A 23,311-nucleotide genomic window follows, 5' to 3' on the forward strand; every position below is an offset into this window, starting at 1 on the left:
CAAAAGGAGGGGAAAGGGCCTTCAAACCCCTTCCCCCCTTGCGCCACCCCTCTAGACCAAAAGCTCCTCCCCCTCCACCTCGTGGAAGGCCAACCGGCCCTCCTCCACGCTCACGTAAAGCCGTCCCGTGGGCTTCTTCAGGAGGGCGAGGGAGAGGGGGTCTTCGATGCGCTCCCGGATCACCCCGCGGATGGCCCGGGCGCTCCCCGTCTTGGGGGCCTGCTCCACCACGAAGCGGGCCACTTCCGGAGCGAAGGTCACCTCTATGTCCCGGCTCTTCAGCTCCTTCTGGATGTCCTCCAACATGAGCCGGGCCACCTGGACCAGCTCCTCCTCCGTAAGGGGGCGGAAGCGGATCACCTCGTCCAGGCGGTCCAGGAACTCGGGGGTGAAGAGGGCCTTCAAGGGGGACTCGGTGTCCACCTCCTTGCTGGTGAAGCCGATGGCGGGGCCCACGTTGTAGCCGGTGTTGGAGGTCATGATGAGGATCACCCGGCGGAAGTCCACGGTGCGCCCCATGCCGTCCGTGAGGCGGCCCTCGTCCAGGACCTGGAGGAAGGTGTTGTAGATGTCGGGGTGGGCCTTCTCGATCTCGTCTAGGAGGACCACGCTAAAGGGCTGGCGGCGCACCGCCTCCGTGAGGCGGCCTCCCTGCTCGTAGCCCACGTAGCCAGGCGGGGCCCCAATGAGCTTGGAGATGGAGTGGGGCTCCTGGAACTCCGACATGTCAAAGCGGATGAGGGCCCGCTCCGAGCCGAAGAGCACCTCCGCCAGGGCCTTGGCCAGCTGGGTCTTGCCCACGCCGCTTTGCCCCACGAAGAGGAAGCTCGCCGCCACCCGGGTCCGGCCCCCCAGGCCCACCCGGGCCCTGCGGAGGGCGCTTGCCAGGGCGCGGATGGCCTCCTCCTGGCCCACCACCCGCTTCCTAAGCTCCTCCTCCAGGCGCATGAGCTTCTCGTCGTCCTTGTCGTCCACGTAGACCCCGCCCCAGGAGTCCACCACCGCCTCGATGTCCTCCCGGGTCACCATGGGGGTGCCGTCCTCCTCCTCGGCCACGGGGAGGCCCAAGGAGGCGTTGAGGCGCACCCGGCTTGCCGCCTCGTCGATGAGGTCTATGGCCTTGTCGGGAAAGTTGCGCCCGGGAAGGGAGCGGATGCCGATCTTGACCGAGAGCTCCAGGATCTCGTCCGGGATGATGACCCCGTGGTGGGCCTCGTAGCGGGGGCGGAGGCCCTTGAGGATTTCCAGGGTTTCCTCCGGGGAGGGCTCCAGGACGATCACGGGTTGGAAGCGGCGTTCTAAGGCGGCGTCCTTTTCAATGTAGCGGTGGTACTCCCCGGTGGTGGTGGCCCCGATCACCTGGATTTCCCCCCGGGCCAAGGCGGGCTTCAGGATGTTGGCGGCGTCCAGGGTCCCCTCGGCCCCCCCGGCGCCGATGAGGGTGTGGAGCTCGTCGATGAAGGCGATGACCTTGGCGTTTTTGAGCTCCTCGATGATCTGGCGCAAGCGTTCCTCAAACTCGCCCCGGTACTTGGTGCCCGCCACCACCCCGGCGAGGTCAATGGCCACCACCCGCGCTCCTCGCAGGATGGGGGGGACCCGGCCTTCCACAATGGCCTGGGCCAGGCCCTCCACGATGGCGGTCTTGCCCACCCCAGGGTCGCCGATGAGGACGGGGTTGTTCTTGGTGCGCCGGGCCAGGATCTGGATGACCCGGTTGATCTCCTCCTGCCGGCCGATGACGGGGTCCAGCTTCCCCTCCCGGGCCTCCTTGGTAAGGTCGCGGCCGTACTCGTCCAGGAAGGGGGTGTTCACCGGCTTCTCCCGTTCCCGGCCCTCGGCCATGGACAGGACCCGCCAGCGGATGGCGTCCACGTCCTTGGCGAAGTGGGAGAGGATGCGGTAGGCGATCCCGTCCCCCTCGCGGATGATGCCCAGGAGGATGTGCTCCGTGCCGATGACCGGGGCGCCCATGTTGCGGGCCTCGGCGCTGGCCAGCTCCATGACCCGCCTCGCCCTGGGGGTGATGGCGGGGGGCTCGCCGGTGCGGCTCCCCTCACCCCGGCCCACCAGCTCCTCCACCATGCGGCGCATGGCCTCGAGGCTCGCCCCGTACTCCTGGAGGATGCGGGCCGCGGTGCCCCCCTCGCGCATCAGGCCCAGGAGGAGGTGCTCTGGGCCGATCATGGAGTGGCCTAAGCGGCTCCCCTCCTCCCTTGCGTAGTGAAAGACCAGCCTGGCGCGGTCGTCGTACCTGTTCATGCTCCCCTCTACCTCACATTCTAGCCTAAGCGCCCCCTTGGCGTGGGTTTGCGCCCCGGCTCACCTTGGCATCCGGTAAGATGCCCTTTAACCGGGGCTTAGCCCCTTGGGGAGGAAAGATGCCAGCGAGCACCCTTGACGAACTGGTGGCGCTTTGCAAGCGGCGTGGGTTTATCTTCCAGGGCTCGGAGATCTACGGGGGCCTCCAGGGCACCTACGATTACGGGCCCTTAGGGGTGGAGCTCAAGAACAACCTCAAGCAAGCCTGGTGGCGTCGGAACGTCTACGAGCGCGAGGACATGGAGGGTTTGGACGCCAGCATCCTGACCCACCGCCTCGTCCTCTACTACTCGGGCCACGAGGCCACCTTCGCCGACCCCATGGTGGATAACCGCATCACCAAAAAGCGCTACCGCCTGGACCACCTGCTGAAGGACCAGCCCGAGGCGGTGTTGGCCCGCCTTTACCGGGCCATGGAGGTGGAGGAGGGCCACCTGCACGCCTTGGTCCAGGCCATGATGGCCTCCCCGGAGCGGGCCGGAGGGGCCATGACCGCCGCCGGGGTCTTGGACCCAGCCACGGGGGAGCCTGGGGACTGGACCCCGCCCCGCTACTTCAACATGATGTTCAAGACCTACGTGGGCCCGGTGGAGGAGGAGGCCGCCCTGGCCTACCTGCGCCCAGAAACCGCCCAGGGCATCTTCATCAACTTCAAGAACGTCCTGGACGCCACGAGCCGCAAGCTCCCCTTCGGCATCGCCCAGATCGGCAAGGCCTTCCGCAACGAGATCACCCCCAGGAACTTCATCTTCCGGGTGCGGGAGTTCGAGCAGATGGAGATCGAGTATTTCGTGCGCCCAGGGGAGGACGAGTACTGGCACCGCTACTGGGTGGAGGAACGGCTCAAGTGGTGGCAGGAGATGGGCCTAAGCCGGGACAACCTGGTGCCCTACGAGCAGCCCAAGGAGGAGCTCGCCCACTACGCCAAGGCCACGGTGGATATCCTCTACCGCTTCCCCCACGGCCTGGAGGAGCTGGAGGGCATCGCCAACCGCACGGACTTCGACCTGGGGAGCCACACCAAGGACCAAGAGGAGCTAGGGGTCAGCGCCAAGGTGCTCAGGAACGAGCACTCCACCCAGCGCCTCGCCTACCGGGACCCGGAAACGGGGAAGTGGTTCGTTCCCTACGTGATCGAGCCCTCCGCCGGGGTGGACCGGGGGGTCTTGGCCCTTCTCTCCGAGGCCTTCACCCGGGAGGAGCTTCCCAATGGGGAAGAGCGCATCGTCCTCCGGCTCAAACCCCAGCTCGCCCCCATCAAGGCGGCGGTGATCCCCCTGGCCAAGAACCGCCCCGAGATCACCGAGTACGCCAAGCGCTTGAAGGGCAGGCTCCAGGCCCTGGGCCTTGGCCGCATCCTCTACGAGGACACGGGCAACATCGGCAAGGCCTACCGCCGCCACGACGAGGTGGGTACCCCCTTCGCCATCACCGTGGACTACGACACCATCGGCCAGAGCAAGGACGGCACCACCAAGCTCAAGGACACGGTGACGGTGCGGGACCGGGACACCATGGAGCAGATCCGGCTTCACGTGGACGAGCTGGAGGGCTTTTTGCGGGAGAAGCTCCGGTGGTGATACCATGGGCGGCATGAGGGTAGCGGTGGTGGGGGCCACGGGGGCCGTGGGGCAGGAGATCCTGAAGGTCCTCGAGGCCCGAAACTTCCCCCTAAGCGAGCTTAGGCTTTACGCCTCCCCCCGCTCCGCCGGCAGGCGCCTCCCCTTCCGGGGGGAGGAGGTCTTAGTGGAGCCCTTGCCCGAGGGGCCTTTGCCCGTGGACCTGGTCCTGGCCAGCGCCGGGGGGGCGCTTTCCAAGGCCTTGGCCCTGGTCTGGGCGGAGGGGGGTGCCTTGGTGGTGGACAACTCCAGCGCCTTCCGCTACGAGCCCTGGGTGCCCTTGGTGGTGCCCGAGGTGAACCGGGAGGCCATCTTCCGCCACCGGGGCATCATCGCCAACCCCAACTGCACCACCGCCATCCTGGCCATGGCCCTTTGGCCGCTCCACCGGGCTTTCCGGGCCAAGCGGGTCATCGTGGCCACCTACCAGGCGGCCTCGGGGGCGGGGGCAAAGGGGATGGAGGAGCTCCTCAGGGAAACCCACCGCTTCCTCCACGGGGAGGCCCCTCAGGCGGAGGTCTTCGCCCACCCCCTTCCCTTCAACGTCCTTCCCCACATCGACGCCTTCCAGGAAAACGGCTACACCCGGGAGGAGATGAAGGTGGTGTGGGAAACCCACAAGATCTTCGGGGACGACACCCTCAAGATCAGCGCCACCGCGGTGCGGGTGCCCACCCTGAGGGCCCACGCCGAGGCGGTGAGCGTGGAGTTCGCCGAGCCCGTGAGCCCCGAGGCGGCGCGGGAGGTGTTGCGGCAAGCCCCCGGGGTGGAGGTGGTGGACGAGCCCTTGGCCAAGCGCTACCCCATGCCCCTCACCGCCAGCCACAAGTGGGACGTGGAGGTGGGGCGCATCCGGCAAAGCCTCGCTTTTGAGAACGGCCTGGACTTCTTCGTGGTGGGGGACCAGCTCTTGAAGGGGGCGGCCCTGAACGCCGTGCAGATCGCCGAGGAGTGGCTTAAGGGCGCCTGAGCCAAAGCCACACCTCCCGGTTCCCCTCCTTGCCCGGGAGGGGGCTTTCCCTTTCGCCCAGCACCTGGAAGCCTAGGCTCATCGCCTTTTCCCGCACCCGCACGAGGGCCCTTCGCCTTAGGGCGGGGTCCCGCACCACCCCCTTGTGGGCCCCGGGCCAGAGTTCAAACTGGGGCTTTACCAGGACCAAAGCGTCCCCGCCGGGCTCGAGGAGTTCCCAGACCTTGGGCAACAGGAGGGTGGAGGAGATGAAGGAAACGTCCATGACCAGGAGGTCCACGGGTTCGGGGAGGCGGAGGGTGCGGGCGTCTTGCTCCTCCAGGCTCACCACCCGCAGGTCCTGGCGCAGGCTGGGGTGGAGTTGCCCCTTGCCCACGTCCACGGCGTAGACCCGGTTTGCTCCCCCCTCCAAGAGCACCTGGGTGAACCCTCCCGTGCTCGCCCCCAGGTCCGCCGCCACCTTCCCCGCTGGGCTCAAGGCGAAGGCCTCGAGGGCTCCCAGGAGCTTGTAGGCCCCCCGGCTCACGTACCGGACTTCCTCCAGGACCTCCACCTGGGCCCCCTCGGGCACGGGGTAGGCGGCCTTTTGCACCACCTTGCCCTCCACCCGCACCTTCCCCTGGGCGATGAGGGCCTTGGCCTTTTCCCGGCTTTCCGCCAGGCCTTGTTCCACCAAGTAGCGGTCCAGGCGCACGGAGGTATTATCTACCCGTGGAGCCGGAGCTTTCCGGGGTCTGGTACGTGTTGGAAGGGGAGCCGGGGGAGCACCTGGTGGTGGAGGCCTTAGGGCAACGGCTTTCCGGCATTTGGACGCGCCGGGAACTGGCGGAGGCCTTCTTGGCCCACCACCCCCAGTTGGGCATGCGGGTGAGCGCCTTGGAAAGCCGAGCGCTTAAGGAAGCCTTCCTCCGGGCCCTGGGGATGCTCCAGGTGGAAGCGGTGATGGTGGACTACCGGCCCGGGGTGCACCGGGCGCAGGTGGCTAAGGTGGCGGAGCTTTTAGAGGAGGTGCGGCGTGCGTAGGGTGTGGGCGCTATTGGGGGTTCTTTTGGCCTTTGGGCTAGGGCAGCGGGCGGAGGTGAGCCTGGGTAGCCCCTTTGGGGTGCAAGGGGGCGTGCGCTTCGCCTTGGTCCCCTTCCTGGCGGAGGGGCGGGTCTATGGGGGGGTGGGCCTCGAGGCCCTGGGAGGGGGGGCGGACCTCCTCCTGAAGCTCCCCCTCACGGACCTCTACCTGGGCCTCGGGGCCTTCTACGGCACGGGCCCCGCCCTGAGCTACCCCGCGGACGCCCGGGGCCAAGGGGGGGTTAGGGCGGTCTTCGGCACCTGGTTCAACTTGCCCCTGCCCCTCCTTGGGGCCTACCTGGAACTCCACCCCATCTACTACCTCACCCCCACCCCAGGCTTCGGGGTGGGGGCGGCGGTGGGCCTCAGCCTGGGGCTTTAGGCCTTGTACCCCTCCTTGAGGGGGACGATGCGGTTCATCACCAGGGCGTCTGGCCTCGAGTCCACGGGGTCCTGCCAGAAGTAGCCCAGGCGCTCCAGCTGGTAGCGGGTGTCCTTGGGGTCTTGGGCCACGCTGGGTTCGATGAAGCCCCGCTTCACCTCCAGGGCCTCGGGGTTCAGGTTCTGGAGGAAGTCCCCCCCTTCCTCTGGGTCCTTGGTGAGGAAGAGGCGGTTGTACAGCCGAAACTCCACGGGCAGGGCGTGGCGGGCGGAAACCCAGTGGATTACCCCCTTGGGCTTGGGGCCTTCCTCGGGGTTTGCCCCCAGGGTCCCGGGGACGATGCGGGCTTTGAGGAGCTTGATTGCGCCCCCTTCCTCCACCACGTCCTCCAGCTCTATCACGTAGGCGTGGCGGAGGCGCACCCGCTGCCCCGGGGCGAGGCGCTTCCAGCCCTTGGGGGGGGTTAGGCTGAAGTCTGTGCGCTCAATATAAATCTCCTGGGAAAAGGGGAGGGGACGGTTCCCTTCCTTGGGGATGTCCCGGGGCCAGTAGGGGGCCAGGAGCCACTCCTCCCCCTCGTAGTTGGTGAGGACCACCCTTAAGGGTTCCAGCACCCCCAGGACCCTGGGGGCGATGGGGTTCAGGTCGTCCCGCACCACCTCCTCAAAGAGCTCCATCTCGATGAGGCCCTCGTTGCGGGAAATCCCCGTGCGCCGCACAAACTCCACGATGGCCTCGGGCCGCACCCCCCGCCGCCTTAGAGCCCTCAGGGTGGGAAGCCTGGGGTCGTCCCAGCCCGTGACGTACCCCCCTTCCACCAGCCGGATCAGCTTGCGCTTGGAAAGCACGGTGTGGCTCAGGTCCAGCCGGGCGAACTCGTACTGGTGGGGCCTGGGGGCAAGGGGTAGGCCGCACTTTCCCTTGAGGTTTTCGATGACCCAGTCGTAGATGGCCCGGTTGTTTTCGAACTCTAGGGTGCAAAGGGAGTGGCTTACCCCTTCGATGAAGTCCTCCAAGGGGTGGGCGTAATCGTACATGGGGTAGATGACCCACTTGTCCCCGGCGTGGTAGTGGGGGGCATGGACGATGCGGTAGAGCACCGGGTCCCGCAGCTTGAAATTGGGGTGGGCGGGGTCGATCTTGGCCCTCAAGACCCGGCTTCCTGTGGGGAATTCCCCTTGGCGCATTCTCAAAAAAAGGTCCAGGTTTTCCTCCACGCTCCGCTCGCGGTAGGGGCTGGGCTTGCCCTGGGCCCGAAGGGCGCTCATCTCCTCCTCGGAGAGGTCGTCCACGTAGGCCTTCCCCTCCTGAATGAGGACCAGGGCGCACTCGTACATTTTCTCAAAATAGTCCGAGGCGTAGAGGACCTGCGTGGGCGTGAAGCCCAGCCAGCGCACGTCCTCCTCGATGGCTCGGGCGTACTCCTCCTTTTCCGTTTCCGGGTTGGTGTCGTCGTAGCGGAGGTTGCACTCTCCGCCATAGTCCAAGGCCAGGCCGAAGTTTAGGACGATGCTCCGGGCGTGGCCGATGTGGAGGTAGCCGTTGGGCTCGGGGGGAAAGCGGGTGAGGAGCTTGGGGTACTTCCCCTCCTTGAGGTCCCGCTCCACGATCTCGGTGATGAAGCACTCGGGGACGAGGCCCATAGCAAAAGTTTACGGGAAGCGGGGCTTTCGCTTCTCGAAGAAGGCGCGGATGCCCTCCTTCAGGTCTCCCGTTTCCCGCACCCAGGCGTTGGCCAAGGCGGCCAGGCGGAAGCCGTCCTCGAGGCCCATCCCCGGGAGGGCGAGGAGGAGTTCCTTGGTAAGGCGCAAGGAGGTGGGAGCGTTTTCCGCCACCTCCTCCGCCAGGGCCACCGCCGCCTCCAGGGCTTTGCCGCGGGGGCTCAGGCGGTTGGCAAGCCCCAAAGCCTTGGCCTCCTCCGCCTCCAGGAGGCGGCCCGTGAGGAGGAGGTCCTTGGCCACCTTTTCCCCCACGGCCCGCACCAGGATCACGGAAACCAAGGCGGCCACGAAGCCGATCTTCACCTCGGTGTAGCCAAGCTTGGCCTCCGGGTCCATGACCACTAGGTCGCAGGCGGTGGCGAGCCCGGCCCCACCCGCCACCGCTGGGCCGTTCACCGCCGCCACCGTGGGCTTGGGGAAGGTGTAGAGGCGGTGGAACAGGCGCATGAGGGAAAGGGAGTGGCGGTAGTTTTCCTCCGCTCCCATCTCCGTGACCCTTTCTAAAAAGGCCAGGTCGGCCCCGGCGCTAAAGGCCTTACCCATCCCCGTGAGGACCACCGCCTTGGCCTCTTGGTCCGCTTCCGCCTCGTCCAAGGCCTTGAGGAGGCCTTCCACCATGGCGGGGGAGAGGGGGTTGCGCCGCTCGGGGTCGTTCAGGTACAGGCGGTAGACCCGCCCGCGCTCCACCAGGACCATGCCCCCATTGTAGTGGGGAAGGCTTCCTGCTAGACTGCCCTTAGCCCGCACAGGAAGAGGCCAAGGCCCTGCGGGCTAGGAGGTGGTGTAGATAAAGGAGTACTTGGTTAACGAACGCATCCGCGCCAAACAGGTGAGGGTCATCGGACCCGATGGGCAGCAACTCGGCATCATGGACACCCGGGAGGCCCTGCGCTTGGCCCAGGAGCAGGATCTGGACCTGGTCCTGGTAGGTCCCACCGCCGACCCCCCCGTGGCCCGCATCATGGACTATTCCAAGTGGCGCTACGAGCAGCAGGTGGCGGAGAAGGAGGCCCGGAAGAAGGCCAAGCGCACCGAGGTCAAGTCCATCAAGTTCCGGGTCAAGATTGACGACCACGACTATCAGACCAAGCTCAACCATATCAAGCGCTTCCTGGAGGATGGGCACAAGGTCAAGGTCACCATCATGTTCCGGGGGCGGGAGATGAGCCACCCTGAGCTCGGGGAAAAGCTCCTGAACCGCGTGGCCGAGGACCTGAAGGGGCTCGCCGTGGTGGAGATGAAGCCGGAGCTTTTGGGCCGGGACATGAACATGCTCCTGGCTCCCGCCAAGGTGTCCGCCTAGACCGAAGCCCTTGCCTCTGGTATAGTGGGATGGCTTTTGGGGAGCTCCCAAGTCCCCTTCCGGGGGCGCTTCCCAAGGGCGGGAGGAAGAACATGCCGAAGATGAAGACCCATAAGGGCGCCAAGAAGCGGGTGAAGGTGACCGCTTCGGGCAAGGTGGTGGCCATGAGGACGGGCAAGCGGCACCTCAACTGGCATAAGTCGGGGAAGACCATCCGGCAAAAGGGGCGGAAGTTCACCCTGGCCAAGCCCGAGGCGGAGCGGATCAAGCTCCTACTGCCCTACGCGTGAAGGAGGTAGAGGATGCCGCGCGCCAAAACCGGGGTTGTCCGTCGCAGGAAGCACAAGAAGATCCTGAAGCTGGCCAAGGGTTACTGGGGTCTCCGCTCCAAGAGCGTCCGGAAGGCCCGGGAAACCCTCTTCGCTGCGGGCAACTACGCCTACGCCCACCGCAAGCGCAAGAAGCGGGACTTCCGCAAGCTTTGGATCGTGCGCATCAACGCCGCCTGCCGCCAGCACGGGCTCAACTACTCCGCCTTCATCCACGGCCTGAAAAAGGCGGGGGTGGAGCTGGACCGCAAGGTCCTGGCCGACCTGGCGGTGCGGGAGCCCCAGGCTTTCGCCCAGCTGGTGGAAAAGGCCAAGGCGGCCCGGGCCTCCGCCTAAAGCGTGTTCCTTGGCGCCCTGCGGGGGTATCCTGGCGGGGCGCTTTTTTTTGACCATGCCGCCTGAGCTTTACGTGGTCCTGCTGGCCGCCTTGCCCGTGGTGGAGCTAAGGGGGGCGATCCCCTTGGGGGTGGCCATGGGCCTCTCCCCCTGGGAGGCCTTTCTCTTGAGCCTCCTCGGCAACCTCTTGGTGGCTCCCCTGGCCCTGGCCGTCCTCCCTTGGGCGGTGGGCCTGGCCACCCGCCACCCCTTCTTTGCCCGGCTTTGGCAGGCCCTCGAGGCCCGGGTCCGGCTCAAAGGGGAAGAGCAGGTGCAACGGCTTGGCGCCCTGGGCCTTTTCCTCTTCGTGGCCGTGCCCCTTCCCGGCACCGGGGCTTGGAGCGGGGCGGTGCTGGCGGTGGTGCTGGGGCTTAAGCGGCGCTATGCCCTCCTGGCCATCTCCCTGGGGGTCTTGGCCGCAGGGCTCATCGTCCTCCTCCTTACCGGCGGTGCGGTGGCCGGGCTAAACTACCTGCGATGACGGCGCTCTTGCTTCCCTTGGCCTACCTGCTGGGGGCGCTTCCCTTGGGCTACTGGCTCGCCCGGCGGCGCGGGGTGGACCTGCGCACGGCGAGCCCCTACACCCTGGGCCTGGAAAACGCCTTGCGGCGCTTGGGGCTTGGCCTCGCCCTCCTCGCCTTCCTTTTGGACTTCCTCAAGGGCTACCTGCCCCTTCTCTTGGGCCGCGCCCTCGGGCTTTCCCTGGGGGAGCTTCTCCTTTTGGCCTTGGCGGTCTACCTGGGCCACCTCTACCCCCTCTTCCTCCGCGACCCGTGGCCCCTGAGGGCTAAGGGGGCCGGGGTCCTTTTGGGCCTCGTGGCGGGGCTTCCCCTGCCCCCCGCCTTGGGAATGGTGCCCTTGGCCTTGGGGTTAGCCCTTTACGCCCTCACGGGCTACGCCTCCTTGGGGGCCTTGGGCCTTCCCCTGGGCCTCTTTTTGGCGGGGGTTTTGGGGGGGTGGGGTGGGGTGGAAAGGCTTCTTGCCGGAATGCTTTTCCTGCTCGCCCTTTGGCGCTACAAGGAGAACCTGGGCCGGATCCTCGAGGGCACCGAGCCCAAGCTGGGAAACCCCTTGCCCCTGCCCTCGGACAAACAGGTGGTCTGCGCCTTCCTCATCCACCCCCTTACCTTGGAGGACTTCTGGCAAAGCCCCCGGTTCCGCTGGCTTAAGCCCCTGGTACGCCTGGGGCTTGTGCGGCAGGGGTGGGTGGAGCGCCTGGCGGAGCGCTTCCGCCCCATGAAGGTGGGGGAGGTGCGGGGGGTGAGGACGGCGGACGGGCGGGAGGTGCTCTGCCACCTGATCTCCGCCCCCCTTTTGCCCCACCAGATCAAGGAAAAGCCTGAGCTTGCGGTGAAGCGGGCCATCCAGGGGGCGAGGCTTGCCAAGGAGCTCGGGGCCACGGTGGTGGGCCTGGGGGCCTTTTGGAGCGTGGTGGGGGAGAAGGGGAAACGGGTGCAGGAGGCGGTGCCGGGGATCGAGGTGACCAACGGCGGTGCCTACACCGCCGGCACGGTGAAGGCGGCCATCCCCCAGATCCTGGCCCACTTCGCCCAGACGGGCAAGGACCTCAAGGCCGTCACCGCCGCCGTGGTGGGGGCAAACGGGGTGGTGGCCTTTGGCATCGCTCGCCAGATCGCGCCCCTGGTGGGCCGGCTCATCCTGGTGGGGCGGGACCTGGAACGGCTCAAGCGGGCGGCGGAAACCTTGAGGAAAAACCTGGAGCGGAAAGGAGAGGCCCCGGAGATGTTGCTGAGCACGGAGGTGGGGGCCATCAAGGAGGCGGACTTGGTCTTCACCGCCACCAGTGACCCCAACCCCATCATCTACCCGGAGCACGTGAAGCCCGGGGCCTGGATCTACGACGAGGGGGTGCCCCCGGACGTCCACCCCTCGGTGCTTGCGGTGCCGGGGGTACGGGTCATCCCCGGGGGGGTGGTGCGGCTTCCCGGGGAGGCCCGGGCCACCTTGGACCTCCACTTCGGCGCCCCCGATCAGGTGCCCGCCTGTCTGGCGGAAACCATGATCCTGGCGGCGGAGGAGGCCTTTGATCGCAAGAGCCTGGGGGGGGAGCTAAAGGGGGAGAACATCCAGTTCTTCGTGGAGCGGGCGGAGGCCCTGGGCTTCCGGGTGGTGGACTAGTGTGGCTTCTCCTTTCCCCCACGGCCCTCGAGGCCCCCTTTCTGGAAGGGGAGCGCTTTTCCTTCCTGGGCCGGAAGGGCCTTAGGGGGGAGGGCTTCGTCTACCTGGAAACCGGCATCGGCAAGGTGAACGCCGCCCTGACCCTGGCGGCTTGGGCGGGGCGGAACCCGGTGGAGAAGGCCCTCCTTTTCGGCCTTGCCGGGGCCTATCCCGATAGCGGGCTCCGCCTGGGGGAGGTGGCCTTGGTGGGGGAGGAGGTGGAGGCGGACCTGGGCCTTAAGGAGGGCCTAAAGCCCCTGGGCTTTCCCGCCTGGGAAGGGGGAGGAAAGCGCTACTACAACCGTTTCCCCCTGGATGCGGGCTTGACCCAGGCCCTGGGCCACCTCCTGGGTCTTTCGCCCGTGGTGGGCCTCACCCGGGACCTGGTTTCGGAAAGCGAGGAGGAAGCCCGGGCCTTGGCCAGGCGGTGGCAAGCCGCTTTGGAGAACATGGAAGGGGCGGCCTTCGCCCGGGCCTGCCTCGCCTTGGGGATCCGCGGGGCGGAGCTTAGGGCCATCTCCAACCCGGCGGGCCTCCGGGACAAGGGGGCTTGGCGGATTAAAGAAGCGGTGGCGGCCCTGGGGGAAGCGGTGGGCCGCCTCGTAGGGTTTAAAGGGGCTTAGCCCTTCTGGTAGAACGCCTCCGCCACGTCCCAGTTGAGGACGTTCCAGATGGCCTGGAGGTAGTCGGCCCGGCGGTTTTGGTACTTCAGGTAGTAGGCGTGCTCCCAGACGTCGATGCCCACGATGGGGGTGAAGCCCTCCATCACGGGGTTGTCCTGGTTGGCGGTGGAAAGGACGTGGAGCTTGCCGAAGGGGTCCTTCACCAGCCAGGCCCAGCCCGAGCCGAAGCGGCCCATGGCCGCCTGGGTGACCTTTTCCTTGAGGGTTTGGAAGCCCCCAAGCTGCTCGTCAATGGCCTTTTTCAGCTCCCCCACGGGCTCCTTGGCCCCGCCCGGGGTGAGGAGTTGCCAGAAGAGGCTGTGGTTCAGGTGCCCGCCCCCGTTGTTGCGCACGGCGGTCTGGATGTCCTGGGGGAGGGCGGCGAGGTGCCGCAGGAGGACCTCCACCTCCACCCCGTGCAGGTAGGGGTATTTTTCCAGGGCGGCGTTCAGGTTGTTCACGTAGCCCCCGTGGTGTTTCTGGTGGTGGATCTCCATGGTCTTGGCGTCGATGTGGGGCTCGAGGGCCTCGTAGGGGTAACCGAGTTCCGGAAGCTTAAACGGGTACGGCATACTTCACCTCCCAAGCCCCACTATAAAGCGCCCACCCCCTTTGGGGGTGGGCGTTCTCACAAACCGCCTTAGCCCTCGTGGGGCTTGGCGAGCCGCAAGGGCACCACGATGCGGTCAAACTCCTCCTCCGTGAGGTAGCCCAGCTCCAGGGCCGCCTGCTTCAGGGACTTCTTTTCCCGGATGGCCTTCTTCACGATCTCCGCCGCCTTGTCATAGCCGATGGCCTTGTTGAGGGCGGTGGCCAGCATGGGGTTTTTCTGAAGGTGCTCCTCAATCCGCTCCAAGTTGGGCTCAATCCCCTTGGCCAGGTGCTCGTTAAAGGACTCCATGGCCTCCGCCAGGAGCTTGATGGACTCTAAGGCGGCGTCCACCATCACCGGCTTATAGACGTTGAGCTGGAAGTTCCCCTGGCTTCCGGCGAAGGCCACGGTGTGGTCGTTGCCAAAGACCCGCACCACCACCATGGTGAGGGCCTCCACCTGGGTGGGGTTCACCTTCCCCGGCATGATGGAGGAGCCGGGCTCGTTGGCAGGGATGAAGATCTCCCCGATGCCCCCGTAGGGCCCCGAGGCCAGCCAGCGGATATCGTTTCCGATCTTCATCAGGGCCCCGGCCAGGGTGCGCAAGGCCCCCATCACGAGGACCAGCTCGTCGTGGGCGGCCAAGGCGGCGAAGCGGTTTTCCGCCACCCTAAAGGGAAGGCCCGTTTCCTCCGCCAGGTACTGGGCCACCAGCTCCCCAAAGCGGGGATGGGCGTTGAGGCCCGTGCCCACGGCGGTGCCCCCGATGGCGAGGTTGTGGAGGCCCTTTTCCGCCTCCTTGACCATGGCCAAGGTGTTCCTAAGCTGCGCCGCCCAGCTCCCCACCTCCTGCCCCAAGGTTATGGGCACGGCGTCCATGAGGTGCGTCCGCCCGATCTTGACGATGGTGTCGAAGGCCTCCGCCTTCTCCGCAAAGGTGGCGATGAGGGTTTCCGCCGCCGGGTAAAGCCTTTGGTGGAGCGCCAAGGCGGTGGCCACGTACATGGCGGTGGGGAAGGTGTCGTTGGAGCTTTGGCCCCGGTTCACGTGGTCGTTGGGGTGAACGTACTTGCTCCCCAAGGGCTTGCCCAAAATCTCCGAGGCCCGGTTGGCGATGACCTCGTTCACGTTCATGTTGGTCTGGGTGCCGCTTCCCGTCTGGAAGACCACCAAGGGGAAGTGCTCGTCCAGCTTGCCCTGGATCACCTCTTCCGCCGCCTGGATGATGGCCTTGGCGATGTCCTCGGGAAGCTCTCCCAGCTCTAAGTTGGCTCTGGCGGCGGCCTTCTTCAGCATCCCGTAGGCTCGGATAACCTCCGTGGGCATGCGGAAGCGCCAGGCCCCAATCTTGAAGTGTTCCAAGGAGCGTTGGGTCTGGGCTCCCCAGTACTTGTCCGCCGGCACCCTCACCTCGCCCATGGTGTCCCGCTCAATCCGGTATTCCATAGGACCACCTCCGGACCGATTTTACCCTTCCTCCTCATAGGGCTGGTGGAGCTTTACGGGCTCGCCCCGAAGCCCTGCCCGAAGGTTCAGCCACTCCACGAAGACGGCGAAGCCCATGGCGAAGTACACGTAGCCCTTGGGGATGTGCACCCCCGTGCCCTCCGCCACCAGGGTGAAGCCGATGAGGAGGAGGAAGCTTAAGGCCAGCATCTTCACCGTGGGGTGGCGGTTGACGAAGCTGTAAATTCCCTTGGAGGCCAGGAGCATGATGGCCACCGAGATGAGGATGGCGGCCACCATCACGGGCACGTAGCGGGTGAGGCCCACGGCGGTGATCACGGAGTCGATGGAGAAGACAATATCCAGGAGGAGGACCTGGGCGATGACGCTGGCGAAGCTGGGAGCCACCCGCTTCACGGCGTGCCCCGGTTCCCCTTCCAGCTTCTCGTGGATTTCCTTCACCGACTTGTAGATGAGGAAGAGCCCCCCGGCGATGAGCACCAGGTCCTTTCCCGTGACCTCGTGGTTCAAAAGGGTGAAAAGGGGCTTTTTCAGGGCCATGATCCAGGCGATGGAGAGGAGGAAGAGGATTCGGGTCGCCGCCGCCAGGCTCAAGCCCAGGACCCGGGCCCGGTCTTGCTCCTCCTTGGGGAGCTTAGAGGCCAGAATGCTGATGAAGATCACGTTGTCCACGCCTAGGACCACTTCCAGCACCGTGAGGGTCACGAGGGCGATCCACACCTCAGGGTTGGTGAGCCACTCCATGGGCAAGAACTATACCCCATAAACTGGGGGGCATGGTGGACGTGTTGGTGGTGGGAGCGGGGCCCGTGGGGCTTGCCTGCGCCATCGAAGCCAAGCGCTGGGGCCTTTCCCACATGGTTTTGGAAAGGGGCACGGTGGCGGAGACCATCTACCGCTTTCCCCGGAACATGGTCTTTTTCTCCGAGGGCAAGAACATCGAGATCGGAGGGCACCCCTTAGTAGCCCACGGCCCCAAGCCCACCCGTAGGGAAGCCCTCCTCTACTACCAGCGGGTGGCGGAACGGGAAGCCTTAAACGTCCTCACCTACACCGAGGTGTTGCGCCTCGAGGGCCAAGAAGGGGCGTTTCGGGTGCGGGCCAAAGACCGGCATGGGGAACGGACCTTCCTCGCCCGGTACGTGGTCCTGGCCACGGGCTACTACGGGAACCCTAACCGCCTAGGGGTGCCTGGCGAGGATCTACCCCATGTCCTCCACCGCTACGAGGAAGGGGAAGCCTTCTTTGGCCGCCGGGTGGCGGTGGTGGGGGGGAGCAACTCCGCGGTGGAGGCGGCCTTGGAGCTTTATCGGGCCGGGGCCAAGGTGAGCTTGGTCCACCGGGGAAAGTGGGTGCGCCCTAGCGTCAAGTACTGGCTTCTCCCCGATTTTGAAAACCGGGTGAAGGAGGGGAGGATTCAGGCCCTCATGGAGGCCTGGGTGGAGGCCATCACCCCTGAGGGGCTTTGGCTTAGGCGCCCGGAGGGGCGGGGGTTTTTGGAGGCGGACTTTGTGCTGGTCCTCATCGGGTACCGGGCCGAGGACCGCCTCCTGCGGGAGGCCGGGGTGGTCTACGAGGGGGAAAAGCCCCGCCTGAGCCCGGAGTTCGAAACGTCCCTCCCCGGCCTGTTCGCCGTGGGCTCCTGCGCCTTTGGCCCCGATACCCGCTCGGTTTTCATAGAAAACGGCCGCGAGCACGCCAAACAGGCCCTTTCCGCCATCGCTAGGCGGCTTGGCCCCTTGACACCCTGCGAGGGGGCGGGCTATCCTTAGCGGCAAGATGCGCTTCGCCCTCGCCCTATCCCTAGCCCTGGTCCTAATCGTAGGGCCGGCGGGGGGTAGGGTGTAGCGTTTTTCAGGCGCATCCAAAACCCCCCGGGAAACCGGGGGGTTTTCGCTTAGCGAAGGAGGAGGCCATGAAGGGAGCCGAGGCACTTTTAAGGGCGCTGGAACAGGAAGGGGTGGAGGTGATTTTCGGGCACCCAGGTGGGGCCATCATGCCCACGTATGATGCGCTTTACGACAGCAAAATCCGCCACATCCTGGTGCGGCATGAGCAGGGAGGGGTGCACGCCGCCACGGCCTACGCTCGGGCCTCGGGCCGGGTGGGGGTGGTGATGGCCACCTCGGGCCCTGGGGCGCTCAACTTGGTCACGGGCTTGGCGGATGCCCTCATGGACTCCACCCCGGTGGTGGCCATCACCGGGAATGTCCCCCGGGCCCTCATCGGCACGGACGCTTTCCAGGAGGCGGACGTCACCGGGGTCACCATGCCCATCACCAAGCACAACTACCTGGTCCAGGACGTGAACGAGATCCCCCGGGTGGTGAAGGAGGCCTTCCACATCGCCGCCACGGGGCGCCCGGGGCCGGTGCTCATCGACATCCCCAAGGACGTGCAGCTGGCGGACTTCACGGGGGATTTTGACGGGGCGCTGGACCTTCCCGGCTACAAGCCCACCACCAAGGGCCACCCCAAGCAGATCGAAAGGGCCTTGGACGCCTTGGAAAAGGCGGAAAAACCCATCCTCATGGTGGGAGGCGGGGCCCAGCACGCCCACGCCGAGCTCCTGGCCTTTGCCGAGCGGACGGGCCTTCCCGTGATCACCACCCTCATGGGCCTCGGGGCCTTCCCCGGCAACCACCCCCTGTGGCTCGGGATGCCGGGAATGCACGGCACCGTGGCGGCCAACCGGGCCATCCATCACGCCGACGTGATCCTGGCCATCGGCCTCCGCTTCGACGACCGGGTCACGGGCAAGGTTTCCCGCTTCGCCCCCCATGCCCACACCATCATCCACGTGGACATCGACCCGGCGGAGATCGGCAAGGTGGTGCGCACCCACATCCCCATCGTGGGGGATGCCCGGCTGGTGCTGAAGGAGATGCTCAAAGGGGCCAAGCCCCTGAGGCTGGCGGGCTGGTGGCGGGAGCTGGAGGAGTGGCGCACCCGCTACCCCTTGCGCTGGAAACCCAGGTCCCACCTGCAAAGCCAAGAGGTGATCCGGGCCTTTTACGAGGCCACCGGGGGGAACGCCATCGTCACCACGGGGGTGGGGCAACACCAGATGTTCGCCGCCCAGTTCTTCCCCGTGACGAGGCCCCGGAGCTTTATCACCTCTGGGGGCCTTGGCACCATGGGGGTGGGGCTTCCCTTCGCCATTGGGGCCAAGATCGCCCGCCCCGAGGAGCTGGTGATCGACTTTGACGGGGACGGCTCCTTCCAGATGACCCTGCAGGAGCTGGCCACCGTGGTGAAGTATAAGCTGGACGTGAAGGTGGTGATCCTGAACAACGGCTATCTGGGGATGGTGCGCCAGTGGCAGGACCTCTTCCACGCCAAGCGCTACTCCGAGGTCTACCTGGCGGATTCCAACCCCGACTTCGCCCGCCTGGCGGAGGCGTACGGCATCAAGGGCGTCAGGGTGGAGCGCAAGGAAGACCTGAGGAAGGGCGTGGAGGCGGTGCTCAACGCCGATGGCCCCGTGGTGGCGGAGTTCAAGGTCTACCACGAGGAGGGGGTTTTCCCCATGATCCCCGCCGGCGGCGCGGCGGAGGACATGATCCTTGACCATCCCGAGGAAAGGGAGCGGGAGGAGGTGGAGGCGTGAGGCACGTCATCTCGGTCCTGGTGCAGGACCACCCCCGGGTTTTGAACCGGATCACGAGCCTTTTCGCCCGCAGGGGCTTCAACCTGGAGAGCCTGGCGGTGGGGACCACCCACGTGCCCGGGCTTTCCCGGATCAGCCTGGTGGTTTCCGGGGACGACCACACCCTGGAACAGGTGGAAAAGCAGCTCAACCGACTGATCGAGGTGCTCAAGGTCACCGACCACTCTGAGCCCCACGTGGAGCGGGAGCTTTGTTTGGTCAAGGTCCACGTGGCCGGGGTGGAGGAGCGCTTGGCGGTGAAGGACATCCAGGAGGCCTTCCGGGCCCGGGTGGTGGACGTGGCCCAAAGGAGCCTCATCCTGGAGCTCACCGGCGACTCCAAGAAGGTGGATTCCTTCATTGAGGCCCTGAGGCCTTACGGGATCCTCGAGGTCATGCGCACCGGGGCCGTGGCCATGAGCCGGGGCGAGAGGACCCTTAAGGTCAGGGAAAAACGGGAGGCGGTATGAAGATTTATTACGAGCACGATGCGGACTTGGGCTTCATCTTGGGCAAGAAGGTGGCGGTTTTGGGCTTTGGCTCCCAAGGGCACGCCCACGCCCTAAACCTGAAGGACTCGGGGGTGGACGTGCGGGTAGGCCTCAGGCCCGGCTCCAAGAGCTTCGCCAAGGCGGAGGCGGCGGGGCTTCGGGTGCTTCCCGTGGCGGAGGCGGTGCGGGAGGCGGACGTGGTCATGGTCCTCCTGCCGGACGAGGCCCAGGGGCGGGTCTACCGGGAGGAGGTGGAGCCCAACCTTAAGGAAGGGGCGGCCTTGGCCTTCGCCCACGGCTTCAACATCCACTTCGGTCAGATCAAGCCGAGGCGCGACCTGGACGTATGGATGGTGGCCCCCAAGGGGCCTGGGCACCTGGTGCGGAGCGAGTACCAAAGGGGCAGTGGGGTGCCCGCCTTGGTGGCGGTGCACCAGGACGCCTCCGGCTCCGCCTTCCCCACCGCCCTGGCCTACGCCAAGGCCCTCGGGGCGGCCCGGGCGGGGGTGATCGCCACCACCTTCAAGGACGAGACGGAAACCGACCTCTTTGGGGAGCAGGCGGTGCTCTGTGGGGGGCTTACCCGGCTCATCCAGGCGGGGTTTGAAACCCTGGTGGAGGCGGGCTACCCTCCGGAGATGGCCTACTTCGAAACGGTGCACGAGGTGAAGCTCATCGTGGACCTCATCTACGAGGCGGGCTTCGCCGGGATGCGCTACTCCATCTCCAACACCGCCGAATACGGGGACTACACCCGGGGCGAGGTGGCGGTGCCGGTGGAGGAAACCAAAAGGCGCATGCGGGAAATCTTGCGCCAGATCCAGTCTGGGGAGTTCGCCCGGGAGTGGATGCTGGAAAACCAGGTGGGCCAGCCCGTCTTGGAGGCGAACCGCAAGCGCTGGAAGGGCCACCCCATTGAGGAGGTGGGCTCGAGGCTTAGGGCCATGATGCCCTTCCTGCGGGCCCGGGTATTGGAGGAAGTCGGGTAGCGACCAAGGCCCCCCCACAGGGGGCCTTTTGCGTGGAGGAGGGAACCATGGAACGGCACATCCGAATCTTTGACACCACGCTTAGGGACGGCGAGCAAAGCCCAGGGGTGGCGCTTTCCCTGGACCAAAAACTGGAAATCGCCCATGCCTTGGCCCGGCTCAACGTGGACATCATTGAGGCGGGCTTCCCCGTATCCGGGCCTTTGGAGTTTGAGGCGGTGCGGCGCATCGCCACGGAGGTAAGGGGTCCCGTCATCGCCGCCTTGGCCCGCACCCATACCCTGGACATCGACCAGGCGGCCAAGGCCCTGGAGAAGGCGGAAAAGCCCAGGATCCACGTCTTCACCTCCGCCTCCAAGATCCACCTGGAGTACATGCTGAAGAAGACGGAGGAGGAGGTCTTGGAGATGGCGGACCAGATGGTCCGCTACGCCCGCCGCTACGTGGACGACGTGGAGTTTTCCGCCCAGGACGTGATGCGGGCGGACTGGGACTTCGTGAAGCGGCTCTACGAGGTGGCCATAGAGGCGGGGGCCACCACCATCAACATCCCCGATACCACGGGCTACGGCACCCCCGGGGAGTACGGGGCCCTCATCCGCCGCATCCGCGACGAGGTGGTGCGGGGGCGGGACGTGGTCATCTCCACCCACACCCACGACGACCTGGGCCTAGCCACCGCCAACGCCTTGGCGGGGATCGAGAACGGGGCAGGGCAGGTGGAGTGCACCATCAACGGCATCGGGGAGCGGGCGGGGAACACCTCCTTGGAGGAGGTGGTCATGGCCCTTTACGTGCGCCGGGACTGGTACAGGGCCTACACCCAGATCAACACCCGGGAGATCTACCGGGTAAGCCGCTTGGTGGAGCGCTACACCGGGATGCCCGTTCCCCCCAACAAGGCCATCGTGGGGGACAACGCCTTTGCCCACGAGTCCGGCATCCACCAGGACGGCGTCTTAAAGCACCGGGCCACCTACGAGATCATGGACGCCGAGCTCATCGGCAGGCGGCCTGCGGTGATCGTTCTCGGCAAGCACTCGGGCCGGGCGGCCTTTAAGAAGGCCCTCGAGGACCTGGGCTACAAGGACCTCTCCGAGGAGGACCTGAGGAAGCTCTTCGCCCGCTTCAAGGAGATCGCCGAGAAAAAGGGCCCCCTTTCCGCCGAGGAGCTCCAGGCCCTGGTGGAAAGCGAGCGCGAGCCCGCCTCCCACTTCTTCACCCTGGAGCACGTGCAGTTCTTTTCCGGCTCGGGCCTTCTGCCCACGGCCACGGTGAAGGTGAAGACCCCGGATGGGGAACGGGTGGCCACCCACACGGGGGACGGGCCGGTGGATGCGGTGTACAAGGCCTTGGAGGAGGCCATCGGCCTTAGGCCGGAGCTGGAGCTTTACCGGGTGGAGGCCATCACGGGAAGCACGGAGGCCTTGGGCCAGGTGACGGTGCGGCTGAGGCTTGGGGAGCTCCAGGCGGTGGGGGTGGGGGTATCCCCGGACATCATTGAGGCCAGCGCCCTGGCCTTCCTGGACGCTGCCGGGAAGCTGGCCTCGGGCCGGGCCACCCGGCACCCTCCCTCCATCGCTGATGTACAACGTGGGGTTTAGGCATGGTGGAGATCCTAGACACCACCCTTCGGGACGGCACCCAAGGGGAAGGGGTAAGCTTCTCCGTGGACGACAAGGTGGCCATCGCCCGGCGCCTGGCCGCCTTCGGCATCCACGTGATCGAAGGGGGCTGGCCTGGCTCCAACCCCAAAGATGCCGAGTTCTTCGCCCGCATGAAGGGGGTGGACCTGGGGGCGGCGCGGCTTGCCGCCTTCGGGGCCACCCGCAAAAAGGGGCTTGCCCCGGAGGAGGACCCTTCCCTTTTGGCCCTTCTGGAAGCGGAAACCCCGGTGGTGGTCCTCTTCGGCAAAAGCTGGACGTTGCACGTCCTGGAGGCCCTGGAAACCTCCTTGGAGGAAAACCTCCGCATGATCCGGGACACGGTGGCCTTCTTCGCAGGGAAGGGCAGGCGGGTCATCTACGATGCGGAGCACTTCTTTGACGGCTACAAGGAGGACCCCGCCTACGCCTTGGCCACCCTCGAGGCCGCCCGGGAAGGGGGGGCCGATACCCTGGTCCTGTGCGACACCAACGGGGGAAGCCTGCCCGAGGAGGTCTACGCCCTCACCAAGACCGTGGTGGAGCGCTTCCCCGGGGTGAGGGTGGGCATCCACCCCCACAACGACGCCGACCTCGCCGTGGCCAACGCCTTGGCGGCGGTGCGGGCCGGGGCCACCCACGTGCAGGGCACCCTCAACGGCTACGGGGAGCGGTGCGGCAACCTAAACCTCACGAGCTTCCTCCCCACCCTGGTCTTCAAGTACAAGATCCCTGCCCTTCCCCCGGAGAGGCTCCGGGAGCTCAAGGAGCTTTCCCACTTTGTGGACGAGCGGGCGAACCTCACCCCGAACCGCCGCGCCCCCTACGTGGGGGAGGCGGCCTTCGCCCACAAGGCGGGGGTGCACGTGTCCGCCGTCTTGAAAAACCCCCGTACCTACGAGCACCTCCCCCCGGAGTGGGTGGGGAACGCCCGCCGCTTCCTGGTTTCGGACGTTTCGGGCCGCTCCAACCTCCTGGCCAAGCTACAAGAACTTGGGGTGGACCTCTCCAAGGAGGAGGCCAAACGCCTTTTGGACGAGGTGAAGGCCCTGGAGTACGAGGGTTACGCCTTTGAGGGAGCGGAGGCGAGTTTCTACCTCCTGGCCCACCGCCTAAAGGGCGGGGCGCTTCCCTTTGGCGTGGAGGGGTTTAGCGTCTTCGTTCACGGGGCGGGCTTGGACACCGCCTGGGCCGAGGCCACGGTGCGGGTGCGGGTGGGGGATAGCCTCCAGCACACCGCCGCCGAAAGCCCCTTTGGTCCCGTTTCCGCCCTGGATAGGGCTTTCCGCAAGGCGGTGTTGCAGTTTTACCCGGAGCTCGCCGACGTGGAGCTCACGGATTACAAGGTGCGCATCCTCTCCGGGCAGGAGGCGGGCACCAACTCGGGGGTGAGGGTGATGATCGAGATGAAGCGGGGGGAGGAGCGCTTCGCCACGGTGGGGGCCAGCGAGAACATCCTCGAGGCCTCCCTCAAGGCCCTCACCGACGGCTACGCCTACGCCCTTCTCTTCCCCGTGCGGGTTCCTACGCCCAAGGAAGCCTGACCTCAGGGAAGGC

23 protein-coding genes are annotated in these 23,311 nt (G+C 66.3%); 16 read left to right on the forward strand and 7 right to left on the reverse strand.

Features of this window, described 5'->3' with window-relative positions; genetic code table 11:
- Positions 1-51: 51 nt before the first annotated feature.
- On the reverse strand, positions 52-2,262 hold the full coding sequence (locus ABXG85_RS00970) for an ATP-dependent Clp protease ATP-binding subunit (RefSeq protein WP_353511867.1): 2,211 nt from the start codon (positions 2,260-2,262) through the stop codon (positions 52-54).
- Positions 2,263-2,381: 119 nt separating this feature from the next.
- Between ABXG85_RS00970 and ABXG85_RS00975 the strand changes: the two genes are divergently transcribed.
- Together ABXG85_RS00975 and ABXG85_RS00980 are read left to right on the forward strand one after the other, a co-directional pair.
- A complete protein-coding gene (locus ABXG85_RS00975) occupies positions 2,382-3,902 on the forward strand; it encodes a glycine--tRNA ligase (protein ID WP_353511868.1) in 1,521 nt (506 codons plus the stop codon).
- A 13-nt stretch (positions 3,903-3,915) separates the two neighbouring features.
- Positions 3,916-4,911 (forward strand): aspartate-semialdehyde dehydrogenase, encoded by a 996-nt coding sequence (locus tag ABXG85_RS00980; RefSeq protein WP_353511869.1) that lies wholly within the window; start codon positions 3,916-3,918, stop codon positions 4,909-4,911.
- Here the strand turns inward: ABXG85_RS00980 and ABXG85_RS00985 are convergent.
- Positions 4,898-5,605: a TlyA family RNA methyltransferase gene (locus ABXG85_RS00985; protein WP_353511870.1), complete on the reverse strand. Its 708-nt coding sequence runs from the start codon at positions 5,603-5,605 to the stop codon at positions 4,898-4,900. The genes ABXG85_RS00980 and ABXG85_RS00985 overlap by 14 nt on opposite strands.
- 17 nt (positions 5,606-5,622) lie before the next feature.
- On the opposite strand from ABXG85_RS00985, the gene ABXG85_RS00990 reads away from it, so the two are divergent.
- Together ABXG85_RS00990 and ABXG85_RS00995 are read left to right on the forward strand one after the other, a co-directional pair.
- Positions 5,623-5,934, forward strand: coding sequence for a DUF3234 domain-containing protein (locus ABXG85_RS00990; protein ID WP_353511871.1), 312 nt, complete (start codon positions 5,623-5,625; stop codon positions 5,932-5,934).
- A complete protein-coding gene (locus tag ABXG85_RS00995; RefSeq protein WP_353511872.1) occupies positions 5,927-6,355 on the forward strand; it encodes a hypothetical protein in 429 nt (142 codons plus the stop codon). The genes ABXG85_RS00990 and ABXG85_RS00995 overlap by 8 nt, the downstream gene beginning before the upstream one ends.
- Here ABXG85_RS00995 and ABXG85_RS01000 read toward each other — a convergent pair.
- Together ABXG85_RS01000 and ABXG85_RS01005 are read right to left on the reverse strand one after the other, a co-directional pair.
- Positions 6,352-7,998 (reverse strand): glutamine--tRNA ligase/YqeY domain fusion protein, encoded by a 1,647-nt coding sequence (locus tag ABXG85_RS01000; protein ID WP_353511873.1) that lies wholly within the window; start codon positions 7,996-7,998, stop codon positions 6,352-6,354. The two genes, ABXG85_RS00995 and ABXG85_RS01000, sit on opposite strands and share 4 nt — an antisense overlap.
- 9 nt (positions 7,999-8,007) lie before the next feature.
- On the reverse strand, positions 8,008-8,772 hold the full coding sequence (locus ABXG85_RS01005) for an enoyl-CoA hydratase/isomerase family protein (RefSeq protein WP_353511874.1): 765 nt from the start codon (positions 8,770-8,772) through the stop codon (positions 8,008-8,010).
- 91 nt (positions 8,773-8,863) lie between these two features.
- Between ABXG85_RS01005 and infC the strand changes: the two genes are divergently transcribed.
- The 6 genes from infC (at position 8,864) to mqnB (ending at position 12,884) form a co-directional block, all read left to right on the forward strand.
- Positions 8,864-9,379 carry a translation initiation factor IF-3 gene (gene infC / locus ABXG85_RS01010; RefSeq protein WP_353512061.1) on the forward strand — a complete coding sequence of 172 codons (516 nt, stop codon included), beginning with the start codon at positions 8,864-8,866 and terminating at the stop codon, positions 9,377-9,379.
- Between the two features lie 92 nt (positions 9,380-9,471).
- Positions 9,472-9,669, forward strand: a complete 198-nt coding sequence (gene rpmI / locus ABXG85_RS01015; RefSeq protein ID WP_353511875.1) for a 50S ribosomal protein L35 — start codon at positions 9,472-9,474, stop codon at positions 9,667-9,669.
- 12 nt (positions 9,670-9,681) lie between these two features.
- Positions 9,682-10,044 carry a 50S ribosomal protein L20 gene (rplT, locus tag ABXG85_RS01020; RefSeq protein WP_353511876.1) on the forward strand — a complete coding sequence of 121 codons (363 nt, stop codon included), beginning with the start codon at positions 9,682-9,684 and terminating at the stop codon, positions 10,042-10,044.
- A gap of 55 nt (positions 10,045-10,099) precedes the next feature.
- Complete coding sequence (locus ABXG85_RS01025) at positions 10,100-10,564, forward strand: COG2426 family protein (protein WP_353511877.1); 465 nt, start codon at positions 10,100-10,102, stop codon at positions 10,562-10,564.
- On the forward strand, positions 10,561-12,222 hold the full coding sequence (locus ABXG85_RS01030) for a glycerol-3-phosphate acyltransferase (protein ID WP_353511878.1): 1,662 nt from the start codon (positions 10,561-10,563) through the stop codon (positions 12,220-12,222). Before ABXG85_RS01025 ends, ABXG85_RS01030 begins: the two co-directional genes overlap by 4 nt.
- Positions 12,222-12,884 carry a futalosine hydrolase gene (gene mqnB / locus ABXG85_RS01035; RefSeq protein WP_353511879.1) on the forward strand — a complete coding sequence of 221 codons (663 nt, stop codon included), beginning with the start codon at positions 12,222-12,224 and terminating at the stop codon, positions 12,882-12,884. The genes ABXG85_RS01030 and mqnB overlap by 1 nt, the downstream gene beginning before the upstream one ends.
- On the opposite strand, the gene ABXG85_RS01040 is transcribed toward mqnB, so the two are convergent.
- From ABXG85_RS01040 to ABXG85_RS01050, 3 genes are all read right to left on the reverse strand, one after another.
- The gene (locus tag ABXG85_RS01040) at positions 12,881-13,495 is read right to left on the reverse strand and encodes a superoxide dismutase (protein ID WP_353511880.1); all 615 of its coding nucleotides are present in this window, start codon (positions 13,493-13,495) and stop codon (positions 12,881-12,883) included. The genes mqnB and ABXG85_RS01040 overlap by 4 nt on opposite strands.
- A 68-nt stretch (positions 13,496-13,563) precedes the next feature.
- Positions 13,564-14,961 carry a class II fumarate hydratase gene (gene fumC / locus ABXG85_RS01045; protein ID WP_353511881.1) on the reverse strand — a complete coding sequence of 466 codons (1,398 nt, stop codon included), beginning with the start codon at positions 14,959-14,961 and terminating at the stop codon, positions 13,564-13,566.
- A 21-nt stretch (positions 14,962-14,982) separates the two neighbouring features.
- Positions 14,983-15,726, reverse strand: coding sequence for a TerC family protein (locus tag ABXG85_RS01050; RefSeq protein ID WP_353511882.1), 744 nt, complete (start codon positions 15,724-15,726; stop codon positions 14,983-14,985).
- Positions 15,727-15,758: 32 nt separating this feature from the next.
- Between ABXG85_RS01050 and ABXG85_RS01055 the strand changes: the two genes are divergently transcribed.
- The 6 genes from ABXG85_RS01055 (at position 15,759) to cimA (ending at position 23,298) form a co-directional block, all read left to right on the forward strand.
- The gene (locus ABXG85_RS01055; protein ID WP_353511883.1) at positions 15,759-16,754 is read left to right on the forward strand and encodes a YpdA family putative bacillithiol disulfide reductase; all 996 of its coding nucleotides are present in this window, start codon (positions 15,759-15,761) and stop codon (positions 16,752-16,754) included.
- A gap of 143 nt (positions 16,755-16,897) precedes the next feature.
- The gene (gene ilvB, locus ABXG85_RS01060; protein ID WP_353511884.1) at positions 16,898-18,592 is read left to right on the forward strand and encodes a biosynthetic-type acetolactate synthase large subunit; all 1,695 of its coding nucleotides are present in this window, start codon (positions 16,898-16,900) and stop codon (positions 18,590-18,592) included.
- On the forward strand, positions 18,589-19,101 hold the full coding sequence (gene ilvN, locus ABXG85_RS01065) for an acetolactate synthase small subunit (protein ID WP_234503667.1): 513 nt from the start codon (positions 18,589-18,591) through the stop codon (positions 19,099-19,101). The genes ilvB and ilvN overlap by 4 nt, the downstream gene beginning before the upstream one ends.
- Positions 19,098-20,111 carry a ketol-acid reductoisomerase gene (gene ilvC, locus ABXG85_RS01070; protein ID WP_353511885.1) on the forward strand — a complete coding sequence of 338 codons (1,014 nt, stop codon included), beginning with the start codon at positions 19,098-19,100 and terminating at the stop codon, positions 20,109-20,111. The genes ilvN and ilvC overlap by 4 nt, the downstream gene beginning before the upstream one ends.
- A 47-nt stretch (positions 20,112-20,158) precedes the next feature.
- Positions 20,159-21,715 carry a 2-isopropylmalate synthase gene (locus tag ABXG85_RS01075; RefSeq protein ID WP_353511886.1) on the forward strand — a complete coding sequence of 519 codons (1,557 nt, stop codon included), beginning with the start codon at positions 20,159-20,161 and terminating at the stop codon, positions 21,713-21,715.
- Between the two features lie 2 nt (positions 21,716-21,717).
- Positions 21,718-23,298, forward strand: coding sequence for a citramalate synthase (gene cimA, locus ABXG85_RS01080; RefSeq protein WP_353511887.1), 1,581 nt, complete (start codon positions 21,718-21,720; stop codon positions 23,296-23,298).
- Positions 23,299-23,311 lie beyond the last annotated feature (13 nt).

This window comes from Thermus sp. LT1-2-5 (assembly GCF_040363165.1).
Classification (GTDB): domain Bacteria; phylum Deinococcota; class Deinococci; order Deinococcales; family Thermaceae; genus Thermus.

What these genes read in the sequence shown, in the direction of transcription:
- ABXG85_RS01040 (WP_353511880.1), bottom strand. Translation starts at nt 13,495, where the DNA reads ATGCCGTACCCGTTTAAGCTTCCGGAACTCGGTTACCCCTACGAGGCC.
- ilvB (WP_353511884.1), top strand. Translation starts at nt 16,898, where the DNA reads ATGAAGGGAGCCGAGGCACTTTTAAGGGCGCTGGAACAGGAAGGGGTG.
- ABXG85_RS00975 (WP_353511868.1), top strand. Translation starts at nt 2,382, where the DNA reads ATGCCAGCGAGCACCCTTGACGAACTGGTGGCGCTTTGCAAGCGGCGT.
- ABXG85_RS01055 (WP_353511883.1), top strand. Translation starts at nt 15,759, where the DNA reads ATGGTGGACGTGTTGGTGGTGGGAGCGGGGCCCGTGGGGCTTGCCTGC.
- ABXG85_RS01005 (WP_353511874.1), bottom strand. Translation starts at nt 8,772, where the DNA reads ATGGTCCTGGTGGAGCGCGGGCGGGTCTACCGCCTGTACCTGAACGAC.
- ABXG85_RS01075 (WP_353511886.1), top strand. Translation starts at nt 20,159, where the DNA reads ATGGAACGGCACATCCGAATCTTTGACACCACGCTTAGGGACGGCGAG.
- cimA (WP_353511887.1), top strand. Translation starts at nt 21,718, where the DNA reads ATGGTGGAGATCCTAGACACCACCCTTCGGGACGGCACCCAAGGGGAA.
- ABXG85_RS00970 (WP_353511867.1), bottom strand. Translation starts at nt 2,262, where the DNA reads ATGAACAGGTACGACGACCGCGCCAGGCTGGTCTTTCACTACGCAAGG.
- rpmI (WP_353511875.1), top strand. Translation starts at nt 9,472, where the DNA reads ATGCCGAAGATGAAGACCCATAAGGGCGCCAAGAAGCGGGTGAAGGTG.
- ABXG85_RS01000 (WP_353511873.1), bottom strand. Translation starts at nt 7,998, where the DNA reads ATGGGCCTCGTCCCCGAGTGCTTCATCACCGAGATCGTGGAGCGGGAC.
- ABXG85_RS01030 (WP_353511878.1), top strand. Translation starts at nt 10,561, where the DNA reads ATGACGGCGCTCTTGCTTCCCTTGGCCTACCTGCTGGGGGCGCTTCCC.
- ilvC (WP_353511885.1), top strand. Translation starts at nt 19,098, where the DNA reads ATGAAGATTTATTACGAGCACGATGCGGACTTGGGCTTCATCTTGGGC.
- fumC (WP_353511881.1), bottom strand. Translation starts at nt 14,961, where the DNA reads ATGGAATACCGGATTGAGCGGGACACCATGGGCGAGGTGAGGGTGCCG.
- ABXG85_RS00980 (WP_353511869.1), top strand. Translation starts at nt 3,916, where the DNA reads ATGAGGGTAGCGGTGGTGGGGGCCACGGGGGCCGTGGGGCAGGAGATC.
- rplT (WP_353511876.1), top strand. Translation starts at nt 9,682, where the DNA reads ATGCCGCGCGCCAAAACCGGGGTTGTCCGTCGCAGGAAGCACAAGAAG.
- ABXG85_RS01025 (WP_353511877.1), top strand. Translation starts at nt 10,100, where the DNA reads ATGCCGCCTGAGCTTTACGTGGTCCTGCTGGCCGCCTTGCCCGTGGTG.
- ABXG85_RS01050 (WP_353511882.1), bottom strand. Translation starts at nt 15,726, where the DNA reads ATGGAGTGGCTCACCAACCCTGAGGTGTGGATCGCCCTCGTGACCCTC.